This is a genomic window from Bacillus sp. FSL W7-1085 (assembly GCF_038595035.1).
Classification (GTDB): Bacteria; Bacillota; Bacilli; order Bacillales; family Bacillaceae; genus Bacillus; species Bacillus altitudinis.
Genome location: NZ_CP152000.1, coordinates 1,034,884 through 1,046,784, shown reverse-complemented (window position 1 = coordinate 1,046,784; position 11,901 = coordinate 1,034,884). Strand labels below are relative to the sequence as shown.

General features: G+C 40.2%; 15 protein-coding genes. 4 read left to right on the top strand and 11 right to left on the bottom strand.

Annotated elements, in window-relative coordinates; all coding sequences use genetic code 11:
* Positions 1 to 97: 97 nt before the first annotated feature.
* Positions 98 to 544 (top strand): ferritin-like domain-containing protein, encoded by a 447-nt coding sequence (locus MKY11_RS05250; protein WP_007499129.1) that lies wholly within the window; start codon positions 98 to 100, stop codon positions 542 to 544.
* A gap of 191 nt (positions 545 to 735) precedes the next feature.
* Here MKY11_RS05250 and MKY11_RS05245 read toward each other — a convergent pair whose 3' ends face one another.
* From MKY11_RS05245 to MKY11_RS05235, 3 genes are read right to left on the bottom strand one after another with little or no spacing between them, the layout of a single operon-like run.
* Positions 736 to 1,146, bottom strand: a complete 411-nt coding sequence (locus tag MKY11_RS05245; protein ID WP_008348626.1) for a DoxX family protein — start codon at positions 1,144 to 1,146, stop codon at positions 736 to 738.
* A 57-nt stretch (positions 1,147 to 1,203) separates the two neighbouring features.
* Positions 1,204 to 2,043, bottom strand: a complete 840-nt coding sequence (locus tag MKY11_RS05240; RefSeq protein ID WP_058337506.1) for a M56 family metallopeptidase — start codon at positions 2,041 to 2,043, stop codon at positions 1,204 to 1,206.
* Positions 2,036 to 2,458, bottom strand: coding sequence for a BlaI/MecI/CopY family transcriptional regulator (locus tag MKY11_RS05235; RefSeq protein WP_251210850.1), 423 nt, complete (start codon positions 2,456 to 2,458; stop codon positions 2,036 to 2,038). Before MKY11_RS05235 ends, MKY11_RS05240 begins: the two co-directional genes overlap by 8 nt.
* A gap of 276 nt (positions 2,459 to 2,734) precedes the next feature.
* Between MKY11_RS05235 and MKY11_RS05230 the strand changes: the two genes are divergently transcribed.
* A complete protein-coding gene (locus MKY11_RS05230; RefSeq protein ID WP_007499137.1) occupies positions 2,735 to 3,877 on the top strand; it encodes an AbrB family transcriptional regulator in 1,143 nt (380 codons plus the stop codon).
* A gap of 239 nt (positions 3,878 to 4,116) precedes the next feature.
* On the opposite strand, the gene lepB is transcribed toward MKY11_RS05230, so the two are convergent.
* Together lepB and MKY11_RS05220 are read right to left on the bottom strand one after the other, a co-directional pair.
* Entirely contained in the window at positions 4,117 to 4,629 is a 513-nt protein-coding gene (gene lepB / locus MKY11_RS05225) for a signal peptidase I (protein WP_007499139.1), read from the bottom strand.
* Positions 4,629 to 5,246 carry a TVP38/TMEM64 family protein gene (locus tag MKY11_RS05220; protein ID WP_017366969.1) on the bottom strand — a complete coding sequence of 206 codons (618 nt, stop codon included), beginning with the start codon at positions 5,244 to 5,246 and terminating at the stop codon, positions 4,629 to 4,631. Before MKY11_RS05220 ends, lepB begins: the two co-directional genes overlap by 1 nt.
* 158 nt (positions 5,247 to 5,404) lie before the next feature.
* On the opposite strand from MKY11_RS05220, the gene MKY11_RS05215 reads away from it, so the two are divergent.
* Both MKY11_RS05215 and MKY11_RS05210 read left to right on the top strand, forming a co-directional pair.
* Complete coding sequence (locus MKY11_RS05215) at positions 5,405 to 5,767, top strand: hypothetical protein (RefSeq protein WP_017360224.1); 363 nt, start codon at positions 5,405 to 5,407, stop codon at positions 5,765 to 5,767.
* Positions 5,768 to 5,852: 85 nt separating this feature from the next.
* A complete protein-coding gene (locus MKY11_RS05210) occupies positions 5,853 to 6,287 on the top strand; it encodes a hypothetical protein (RefSeq protein ID WP_039167431.1) in 435 nt (144 codons plus the stop codon).
* 232 nt (positions 6,288 to 6,519) lie between these two features.
* On the opposite strand, the gene MKY11_RS05205 is transcribed toward MKY11_RS05210, so the two are convergent.
* The 6 genes from MKY11_RS05205 to MKY11_RS05180 form a co-directional block, all read right to left on the bottom strand.
* The gene (locus tag MKY11_RS05205; protein WP_007499147.1) at positions 6,520 to 7,476 is read right to left on the bottom strand and encodes an LCP family protein; all 957 of its coding nucleotides are present in this window, start codon (positions 7,474 to 7,476) and stop codon (positions 6,520 to 6,522) included.
* Positions 7,477 to 7,813: 337 nt separating this feature from the next.
* Positions 7,814 to 8,758 (bottom strand): siderophore ABC transporter substrate-binding protein, encoded by a 945-nt coding sequence (locus MKY11_RS05200; RefSeq protein ID WP_045034716.1) that lies wholly within the window; start codon positions 8,756 to 8,758, stop codon positions 7,814 to 7,816.
* A 22-nt stretch (positions 8,759 to 8,780) separates the two neighbouring features.
* Complete coding sequence (locus tag MKY11_RS05195; protein ID WP_019743341.1) at positions 8,781 to 9,539, bottom strand: ATP-binding cassette domain-containing protein; 759 nt, start codon at positions 9,537 to 9,539, stop codon at positions 8,781 to 8,783.
* Positions 9,530 to 10,480, bottom strand: coding sequence for an iron chelate uptake ABC transporter family permease subunit (locus tag MKY11_RS05190; protein WP_045034717.1), 951 nt, complete (start codon positions 10,478 to 10,480; stop codon positions 9,530 to 9,532). The genes MKY11_RS05195 and MKY11_RS05190 overlap by 10 nt, the downstream gene beginning before the upstream one ends.
* Positions 10,473 to 11,423, bottom strand: a complete 951-nt coding sequence (locus MKY11_RS05185; protein WP_039167438.1) for an ABC transporter permease — start codon at positions 11,421 to 11,423, stop codon at positions 10,473 to 10,475. The genes MKY11_RS05190 and MKY11_RS05185 overlap by 8 nt, the downstream gene beginning before the upstream one ends.
* A 155-nt stretch (positions 11,424 to 11,578) precedes the next feature.
* Entirely contained in the window at positions 11,579 to 11,857 is a 279-nt protein-coding gene (locus MKY11_RS05180) for a barstar family protein (protein ID WP_039167440.1), read from the bottom strand.
* Between the last annotated feature and the right edge of the window lie 44 nt (positions 11,858 to 11,901).

Below are 11,901 nucleotides of genomic sequence, written 5' to 3'. Positions count from 1 at the left end.
CCTTCCCTTTCTCCTCCGATTGAAAAGAAAATAGGCACCTTTCCCGACTCTTTTCATATCATAAACCATCATGATCTAAAAGGAGGCTGGCAATATCATGTATTACGGTTATTATGACTACTCGCCATATGACATGCGCCAAAACACAAGGATCATTGCAGACCTTGAAAAGGCCATCAATGGCGAATATTCTGCGATCCAATGCTATGAAAAACTTGCACAAAAAGCAAAAAATCCTGAAGCGAAAAAAATCATTCAAGAAATACGTCAGGATGAAGTCAGACATTATCAGCTATTTACAAAGCTATACTATTCTTTGACTGGTAAAAACCACAAACCAAGCATAACAGAGCCTTGTCCAGACCAATTTAGGGAAGGTCTCTTATTTGCCTTTAAAGACGAACAAAAAACAGTCGATTTTTACTTAACGGTATCAGACTATGTCCGTGATCAAGGAACAAAGGAATTAATGAAGCGTATTGCTCAAGATGAACAGCAGCATGCCGTCTGGTTTCTATATCTTTTAACGCACCATGTTTCTTAGTTACCCCTATTTTAATAGGAGATCGTATGTTCCGTCAAAAAATGAAATTGCTTTTTTGCTCATTCAATATGTGAAATAAAGGGCTGTCATCATCAAAACCCCTCTTCACTTTTCCTTTTTTAATGATAAAACGACCTTTTGACCATAAAAAAACTCCTCTGCTACAAATCGCAGAAGGAGTTTTTTGTTATTTAATGAAATTTTGCTTCATTGCTTTGCTGCTGTTGTTTTAACAATCCATCAATCGATAGCATCTTGCTGCCACTAAGTGTCAAGTAAAGCGCCATGACCATTAAAGAAAGTTCAAATTCATAACCGCCCACAAATCCTCTTGCAAAACCAACTGTGATAATGGCTACAGCCATAATTGGCACAAATAAAGCTGCGAAAAGACGTGTGCCTAAACCTAGAATCAGGGCAATTCCACCAACCAGTTCAATTGTTTTGACAATATAGGCCATAAATTCTGGGACACCAATTTGACCAAAAAATGCAGCAGTACCTCCTAGTCCACCTTGATATGCTTGAAGCCCATGTAAAAAGAAAATAATGCCTAAGATGACGCGTACAAAAAGTGTTCCTATTTCTTGATTTGTTTTCATATAGTGATTTCCTCCCATTTTTACACTACATCATGTAATGTTCATTCGTAAAAAAAATTAGTAATTTAAGTTGAGCATAATCATTAAGACCAGCATGAGGATGGTTGATGTCACAATTGGGATAAGTGGCACATTGAACGGTATGTTGTATGTTGGGTTTAAGATTTTTTGGATTCTTAAATTCAATGCTCGATCTCCAAAGGACACGGCAAATTTCGTTTGTTTTTGAAACTGGGTTCTATTTTTAATGAGTTTCAAAAGGGCTTGCCCTACTCCAAGCTCAGTCCCTGTCTGCTGAATGGCATAGTCATCTGCAATGACTTCACGAAAAACGGAGTAACTTTGTCTCATATGCTTTAACACAGGAATGTACCAAATCACTTTTGTGAGCATAGAGAAAGCGAAAGTCTTTAAAGGATCGTAGCTGTATTTGTGATGTAATTCGTGATAGACAACAGCATCGATTTCCCCTTCATCCAGCATGTCTATAAGCGCTGTTGAGAGATACACTTTTGGCCGAAGCATCCCCATTGCGAAAGCAAGCGGTTCATGGCAATGAAACACAATGATCTCATTTCTATAATTGTCTGATAGACTTTGCGTTGCATGTTGATCGACTGCCATCATCATATTTCTTTTGAAATGAAGATACTTTCTGACCTGCTTTGTCATATAGAAAACGGCAAAACCAAGCGTATACAAGACGAACGCATCCAGAAAATACTTTAAAGGAGTGAATCCATAAAATTCGAGAACAGATTGACATACATGGATCAGGTTATATGCTTGATTCCAGCCAAAAAAGCTTGAGAGTACATAATAGCCCATCTGGTAAAAGATCACTAAGCCAATCAATATACCGCCTAAAAACAGCAGACTCGACTTCATTTTAATCATGTCGTTTCTCCTCTTTTTTGGATGCAAGCCTTGCTTCGAGTACCTTCAGTAATTCAGGATCAGCACTTTCAATTGCGTCCACCATATGATTGACTGCAAGGGGGCCGAAATCATCCATCAGTCCTTGAGTAATCCATTTCGTTTGCTCATTTAGAAATTCTTCTTTTGTTAAAACAGGGTTATAGATAGATGAACGCCCTTTTGTTTTCTTTTCCACAATTCCTTTTTCGGTTAATCGATTGAGTACCGTCATGACCGTGTTGAAATTAATTGGCTTCTCATCTAACAGCTTCTGCTGTACCTCTTTAATCGGCATATCCTCACCTTGATAAAGGATCTCCATAATCCTTCCTTCTAAAGGACCGAAAAAGCGGTTCAATCCCTTTTCGTTATATTTAAAAGAAGGAATTTTCATGTCATCACCTCACACTAAGCATTGTAGTGTAATTGAAAATGATAGTCAACCGATAACAAAAATAGGGGAAAATCGTTGTATATTGTATTTGTTTTTGGCGAAAATTATATGTCATTTATATCAAAAACAATATTTTTTCTAACAGAGTTAAACATAAGTTAATCTTATGAAAATACTAAAAAAATTCGTATTTTATTTATAGAGACTTTTGTATTATAGTGAAGATAACAACATTTCACTTACTGAACAAATATACAGGAAGAAGGTTTATACGTGATGAAGCAAGGAAACAGCCTTCGAACCGATCTCATTTTGATTGCGGTAAGCGGTTTAGGTGGATTCCTTTTGTCTCTAACAGGGATGTCTATCGGCTGGATGATTGGCACATTAATGACAGCTGCATTTATTGCCCTGCGCCGTCCCGCCCTGTTTCAGCGTAAAGGAAAGAATACCTTACGTATTCACAGCAGATGGCTACTCCTTGGTCAATTCATTCTCGGAATCGAACTAGGACAAAAAATGAACATGAAAGTCCTTCACATTTTCGCTGAAAATTGGCTTCCCGTGAGTTTCATGCTCGTTTTTTCTATTTTATTAGCCATGCTCTCCGGGTTTGTCTTATGGAAGCTGAGTAAAACAGATATGCTGACCAGCTTTGTAGGCACTGCCCCCGGCGGTCTTTCCGCTATGCCGGGCATAGCCCAAGAGGTTGGAGCAAATACAGCTGTAGTGAGTCTTGTACAAACGATACGCGTGTTAATGGTCGTACTGACCATTCCTTTTACGGTATTTTATTTAAATACAAAAAGCCAATCAGATGTGGTAGTCGCCCAAGGCAGCGCCTTCTCATCAGGCGTTTTCACAATATCAAACATTTCTTGGACTGCTGCACTCATTTTAGGGGCATGGCTGATGTCACGCCTAGCCGTGCGTCTTCACTTTCCCGCCCCTTGGCTGATCGGCAGTATGTTAGGTGTGGCGGCTCTCCAAGTAGGGGCAGGCGCCTTGACAGGTCATGATTTGATTCCTTACTGGCCAGCCCAAGCGAACATTGCGTCACAAGTATTTCTAGGGGCAACCATCGGGTCAAAAATGAATAAACAAATGTTTGTCGGACTAAAAAATACCTTGATTGTGGCCGTCGTCAGCTCAGCCGGATTGATTGCTGCGACCGTTCTCAGTTCAATTGCCATTGCAGAAATAACAGGTATTTCTGTCATTACGGCCATTCTTGCTTTTTCGCCTGGCGGTATTGCAGAAATGGCCACAACAGCTGTGACACTTCATGAGGATTCCACATTTGTTGTGGCTGTACAAGTTGTCAGAATTATTTTGGTCATCGCCATGCTGCCACCATTTTTTCGTTTCTTACATCATGTCTGGGCAAAAAGACAGACTGATTATAAAGCCGCTAAATAAAAAGAGCCGCTTTGCATAAGCAGAGCGGCTTTCAGATGGTCTGACAACGGGCTAAAATGATGTTGATTTTAGCCCGTTGTCTTCTTTTCAGCGTGATAGAAAACCTTTGAAGTCTAGGAAGGTCGAGCACAAGAGCGGAGCGAATTTGACATTCGTGAGCACTGGAGCGCAGACATGACAACGAATGCGAGGGTTTGTCTACACGCTGAGCCGCTTTGCATAAGCAGAGCGGCTCTTTTTTATTCATCATGATTCCTTTTTACACCGACTACTTGATCCTTTGAGATCGTTCCAAAATGCCGGCTGTCAAAGCTATGTATTCGATTATCTCCGATCACGAAGTAATGATTGTTTTGTATGTTCTGACGACCGGTGATGGCTTTCAGCTGAAAATCACCTGTTAGGACGTTGCCCATTTTATGTTTTTTCTGCTCTTTTAAATACGGTTCTTTCCATTTCACACCATCAACAAACAGTTGATCATCTTCATATTTGATTGTTTCTCCTGGAAGTCCAATGACCCGTTTGATCAAGATTTGATTTTTAGGGCCATGAAATAACACATAGTCAAACCGGCTAATTTTCGTGAGTTTTGGCGAGAACTTGTTAATTAATAATTCTGTTCCATCTGTAAATGTCGGGTCCATACTAACCCCTTCTACTTTGTACGTGACAAACATGAAATTCTTTACTTGGAACAACAAGACGATGCATGTAATAATCATGAACCATAGCAATGGCTTCTTTTTCATTAAGAGCCTCCTTTGTCCTCACGCTGACTCATCCGAATATTCAACCTATTTTCTACTCTCTTTCCAACATACCATAATAAAGCAATGACTAGAACCGCAAAAACACTTCTTAACGGATTCTTTACTAAAGCTGAAATGTCATAGCCAATAAAACTAATAATAAAGAGCATGACACACTTCCCTGATAAAGCAGCTAATGAGAACTGCCAGACGCTGATTCTTGATAGACCTGCTACGACATTAACGGCAGCAGAAGGTGTAAAAGGAAAGCAGAGTAAAATAAATAACGGACCAAATCCCCGTTTTTCAACCCAAAGCATTAGCTTTTGAATAGAAGGGTGTCTGCTAATAAAGTTCAGCATCCTCATCTGTCCAAATTTTCTGATCAGTAAAAAGACAAGGATAGACCCTGCACTTGCACCAATCCAGGTCAATAAAAAGCCTTCCCATAGCCCAAAAGCATTTGCATTGGCCACCGCAAATGCCACGAGAGGTAAAAACGGTAGAAATGCTTCTATTAAAGGGAGTAATATAGCCACAATGGGTCCAAAAGCCTTGTAGCTTTCAAAAAATGATGTGATATTTTCATGAGTAAATATAGAAAGAAATAATGGCAACTTGTTTGACTCCTTCAAGGTTTGTCTATCTTTCATTTTACATGGAAAACATAAAAATATACAAATGAATCCCTCTCAGCCCCCCTTGAGATTTTTTAACTCATCCGATATAATAAATAAGAACAAATGTTCTATAAATAAAGAAAGCAGGCATGGACATGACGAGATTATCAAGCGTACAGCTTCAGATGATGGAACAGGCCATCTTTCTTCCAATGGTCATCTCCATCCTCAATCGTGATTTGACGTACCTTAAAAAACATCAAACATTCAAACTAAATGAACCATATATTCAGCTAGTCACCTCTTCATTAAAAGAAGCACAAAAAGCCCTTTATCAACTGAAACAACAGTTACGTAAAGAAAAAATGAACGTACAGCAAATTGAACACGATGAAGGATTTACGACATATTTATTTCTGATAAATGGCTATGAAGAAAAGCATAAATATTTTAATCCCCGTATACGTCATCGTGTAGAGGAAATGCTCACCCATTATTTCCTCCATTCAGGAAAATAATATGGTTATATTTTACATTTATAGAAGGAACTCTTCAGTTTTTGGCGAATTGATTGTTATACCAAAAATTAGGAGGTTCCAACTCATGTTCAAAAAAATAACAGCACTCACCTTAGCAGCAGGATTACTTGTGCCAAGCACAGTGTCAGCATTAGAACCACTGCAAACAGGAAAACAAGCCCCAGCAGCATCTGCACAAATAACAAGTGTAGCCTATACAACGGTTTCTATCGTTGGAAAACGAGTGAAGTTTGAAGTGAAAGCACTCGAAAATCCTTTTAACATGAATTACTATAATCGAATTGCTTGGACGAGTACGGACGAAGAGCCAAGTGTATTCAATGACAATATTCTATCGGTCATTGTCGCTAAAAAAACCGGACAGGCTTATCAAGTCTTTTCATACGAAGCACTCACTTCGGTAAAGGACAAGATTGAATCAGGTCAAAAGGTGTATGGCTGGGCGCTTGCTTTAAATGGTGTGTGGTACCCAACGATGCCTGCAACCCTCTATTATTAAAAAAAGCCTGCCACAGTGGCAGGCTCCAGATTGTTGACAAAGGGCTAAAATGAACTTTATTTTAGCCCTTTGTCTTCTTTTCAGCGTGATAGAAAACCTTTGCAGTCTAGAAAGGACGAGTACTGGCGCGGAGCGAATTTCACATTCGTGAGCACCAGCACGCAGGACTGACAAAGAATGCGAGGGTTTGTCTACACGCTGAAGCCTGCCACAGCGGCAGGCTCTTTCTCAATTATGATAATTCGAGCTGTTTTCTCAGCTCTTGTCTCACTTCTTCTAATCCTGGTCCATCTAACTCAAAGTAATACACATTCCCAGGCTGGTAATCGTGCCCTTTTAACTGAATGGTATCCACTGATTTTAATGAACTCAGTAAAGGGAATAGACCGATCAACTGCTTCATGGATAAATTGGTGGAGACGTTATCCCCAAGTGTATCAATGATGTTGTCATAAGACGGTATGGAAGAAATGGATTTGGATTTTTCAAAGATGGCTTGAAGTGCTTCCATTTGGCGCTTTCCGCGCATGAGATCACTATCTGCCTTTCTCGTTCTCACAAACGCTAATGCTTCTTCACCACTGAGCGTATGCGTGCCTGTTTCCACATGAACTTTTCCTTTCGAATCCTTTTCCATTTGTTTTGCAATGCCTTCATCTTCAATCGTTACGTCAATTCCATTTAGCTCATCGACAATGTCTTGAAACGCCTTAAAGTTTCCTGCAATCACATAGTCTACCGGGATGTTTAACAAATTCTCTACCGTTTTGACTGATAAATCTGCACTCCCAAACGCATGGGCGTGAGCAATTTTATCATATCCTCTCCCCGGTATATCAACATAAGAATCACGAGGAATACTTAGGAGCTTGATCGTTTTGTCTGTTCGATTCACCGTCGCCAGTAAGACCGCATCACTTCTTGCTTCGTCTACCGTTTCACCTGGACGGCTGTCAATCCCTAAGAGCAGCACCGAAAAGCTATCCTTTCCTGGATCAAAAGCTTTCACACGCTTTTGCGAGGTCTCTCCTCTTTCTAAAGATACTTGCGCTTTATTCGACGCTTTTGAAATTTTATAGTATGCGTATCCTGTGACAGATACTGCCATGATCATGACAAATGCCATGATAAACAGCACGACTTTCACCCAAGGTCTTAGCCTTCTTTTTGATCTTGTTTTCTCCTTCATCCTTTCCGAACCCTCACTCTATCTTAGTCTCACAATGTAGGTTCCACTATAACATATTTTGATGAAAGTTTCCTGCATGCAACATATTTTTATGTATCCACAATAAAAAAGCTGCTCAAAATAAGCAGCTTCAGATTGCTGACAAAGGGCTAAAATGAACTTGATTTTAGCCCTTTGTCTTCTTTTCAGCGTGATAGAAAACCTTTGCAGTCTAGGAAGGACGAGTACTGGCGCGGAGCGAATTTCACATTCGTGAGCACCAGCACGCAGGACTGACACCGAATGCGAGGGTTTGTCTACACGCTGAAGCTGCTCAAAATGAGCAGCTTTTCATCCATTACTTTTGTTCAATTCCTTTTTTCACTTCATCAATCATCGCATTCAATGATTCAAGGCCGCCGCCTGCTAAATACCACATGTCAGAGTTTAAATACACCACATGATTGTTTTTAACCGCTTTGACTGATTTCACATAATCATTTTCAACAAGCTGTTTCGCAGACGTTTCTTCTCCAATCGCCGCGCCGCGATCCACGACAAATAAGTAATCTGGGTTCGTTTTGACCATATACTCATACGAAATGCTTTGTCCATGTTTATCAGATGGCTCTAGCTTTTGATCTGCTGGTGTGATGCCAAATACATCATGGATCAGACCATATCTTGACTTAGGACCAAATGCCGTCATTTTGCTGTCGTTCGCCATGATGACGAGTCCATTTTTCTTTAACTCTTTTGCTTGTTTCTTTAATGCAGCCACTTTTTGGTCAATGGCAGAAAGTTCTTTTTTGACTTTGTCTTCCTTATCAAAAATCTTTCCTAATGTTTCAGCATTCTTTTTAAATGAATCCATATAGTTTGCATTATCTACATCCATATAAATCGTCGGAGCAATTTTAGAAAATTCATCAAATGCATCTGCTTGACGGTGCTGAATAATGATCAAGTCAGGCTTCATCTCTGCAATTTTCTCAAAGTTTGGTTCTTTTAACCCGCCGACATTTTCATATTTGTCACTTTCATATTTAGATAAATAGTGAGGAATCACTTGTTTTGGTAAGGCTGTCACGTTGACACCAAGCTTATCAAGTGTATCGAGACTTCCCATATCAAAGACGACGACTTTTTTCGGGTTTTTCTTGACCTTCACACCGTCTTTATTCAACATATCCTTTACTGTTACGGTTTCCTCATTCGTTCCCGCTGTTTTTCCTTGGTTACCACAGGCAGCAAGGACAGCAATCGCTGTTAATACTGTTATCATCCAAATCCATTTTTTCATGATTGATCACCTCTTCATTTTTTCAAGAAAAATATAAGCAAATACGCTCACCACGAATGACTTCGATCGGTATGCGCATGTCATAAATGTGTTCAAGTGCTTCTGTTTGAATCACTTCATCAACGCTTCCTTCTTTGATCACCTGACCCTCTTTTAAGGCGACGATGTGATCTGAATAGACAGATGCAAAGTTAATATCATGGAGAACAACAACAATCGTTTTTCCAAGATCTTTCACGAGCTGCTGAAACAGCTTCATCATTTCAACTGAATGGTTCATATCTAAATTATTTAAAGGCTCATCTAAGAAAATATAATCCGTATCCTGAGCTAGCACCATGGCAATAAAGGCTCTCTGCCTTTGTCCGCCGCTTAGTTCATCTAAATATTGATGCTGGATTTCGACGAGTCTCATGTATTGAAGCGACACATCAATCATGTTCTCATCTTCTTTTGTCAAGCGGCCTTGAGAGTAAGGAAAGCGGCCAAAGCTGACAAGCTCACGAACGGTCAGACGCACACTCATGTGGTTCGACTGCTTCAAGATGCTCATTTTTTTCGCAAGCTCCTGAGGAGAGTAAGCACGATAAGGTTTGTCCTCTAAATAAGCTTCCCCAGTATCAGGTTGAATCAGGCGGCTCATGATGGACAAAAGCGTACTTTTGCCTGCGCCATTTGGACCAATGAGAGAGGTCAGCTGTCCTTTTTTTACACTGACAGTTGTTTCGTGAAGCACTGTTTTTCCGTTATATGTCTTACTGACTCCCTTCATCACGACCATGAACGACTCTCCTTTAAAAGTAGATAAATAAAATACAGTCCGCCGACTAAATCAATTAGCACACTAAGCGGTGTTTGAAACGTAAATACCTTTTCCACAAGAAATTCCCCGCCTACAAGCGCAATGACACTAATGAAAAACGAGCCTAATAGCAAGTACGTGTGCCGATATGTACGAAACAGCTCTCTTGCCACATTTACGACGAGTAAGCCAAGAAACGTAATCGGGCCGACGAGGGCCGTCGCAATCGAAACAAGGACGGCAATGACGATCAGCATCTTTTTTGTGATCCCGTCATAGTCAATCCCAAGATTCACAGCCTGTTCCTTTCCTAATGACATGACATCTAATTTCGCGCGGAAGGTCCATATATAAAGACAAAGTGCCGCAAATAAAAGAGAAGCGAAGAGTAAAATATCTGTGTTCATGTGATTAAAGCTGGCAAAGGACTTGTCCTGTACGACTTGGTATTCATTCGGGTCAATGAGCATTTCCATAAAGGAAGAAAGACTTTTGAACAATGTTCCAAACACAATCCCGACAAGCAGGAGTAAGAAAATATGCTTGTTTTTGCGTTTGAACATGACCGTATAGAGCAGCACAGAAAAAAGAATCATTAATCCAACGCAGAGAAAGAAATTCAGGTTCTTATTCGCGATCATCATATTGGTCGATCCAAAAAGATAAATAATCGCCGTTTGCAAAAACAAGTAAAGCGCGTCTAACCCTAAAATGCTTGGCGTTAAGATTCGGTTATTGGTCAATGTTTGAAACACAACAGAGGAAAAGGCAATCGCGCCTCCTGTCAAAGTCATGGCAAGCACCTTTTTTAAACGGCTCGGCACTGTGTACTCCCAGTACCCCATTTGAAAGGTGACGAAGATGACAACGAATACGGCTGCAATGGCTGCAATGAGAAATAATGTTCGTTTCTTATGCATAGCGCTTCCTCCTTAATAACATGTACAGGAAGATCGCACTTCCAATGATGCCAACCATAAGCCCGACAGATATTTCATATGGATAAATGATCACCCGTCCGAGTACATCACATATGAGCACAAAAATGGCCCCTAATAAAGCCGTATGCGGCAGGCTCTTTTTCAAGTGATCCCCTCGGTAGATCGATACAATATTCGGAATGATTAAGCCGAGGAATGGCAGCATGCCAACAGTCAAAATCGTTACAGACGTAATCATCGAAACAATCACCAAACCAACTGCCATGACACGTTTATACGTTAAACCTAAATTGACGGCAAAGCTCTCACCCATACCAGCCACTGTAAAGCGGTCAGCATATAAATACGCGATGATCAATAGAGGAACACTCACATAGAGCAGTTCATAACGCCCCTGAACAATAAGAGAAAAATCCCCTTGCAGCCATGCGGATACGTTTTGGATCAAATCATATTTATAGGCTATAAACGTGGAAATTGAACTAACAATTCCGCCAAACATTAAGCCGACTAACGGTACGTAGATCGTATCGTTCACCTTAATATGGCGTAAAATTTTTAAGAATAATAGATTGCCAGCTAACGTAAATAAAAACGCAATCGCCATTTTCATCAGCGGGCTTGCCTGTGTAAAAACAAGCATGGCGGTTAAAATACCCAGCTTGGCCCAATCCATTGTTCCTGCAGTCGTTGGAGAGACAAATTTATTTCTCGTCATGCTTTGCATGATAAAACCGCATAAGCTCAGGCTCATGCCAGCAAGCACAATACTCATTAGCCGCGGGATGCGACTTGAAAATAAGGTGTTCATTTGTTCATCTGATAGATGAAACAACTGTAAAAGAGACAGGTCCTGTACCCCGACAAACAGCGACGCACATGCCAAACACAAAAACAACAAACTTAATTGGTACAACTTCATACAGGGTTCACACTTTCTATCAAGCTCTCTGCCACAAATGATTATCATTATCAATTAAGCGACAGTTCATATATTATCATATTTAGTGAAATATTCAATAGTAGAATGAGGGTGAAAACCGCATAAAAAAAACAGCTTTTGGAATCAGCTGCTTTTTACGCTTCAATATTCAATTGAAACTGCCCTTGCAGTTCCTCTTCAGCTTCTTGTAATAACTGCCGCAAATTCTCTGCATAATCACCAAGCTCGTCTTTGCTTGCTTGATAATGAATCCACGTGAGCTCTAAAGGCAAGCTCACTTCTCCTGTTAAACAGTCCCAAAGGGCATCAAGATTTTTGCCGTAATGATCAGGAAGTTGTAACACTGTTTTTAGTTGATCATGAAGCTCCTCTTGTGATCTGCACATCGCACCATTTAGCTGTACTTTTTTCATTTCCCTCCCCCTCTTCTGTCTTTATTTTAAACGAATTGGAGAGG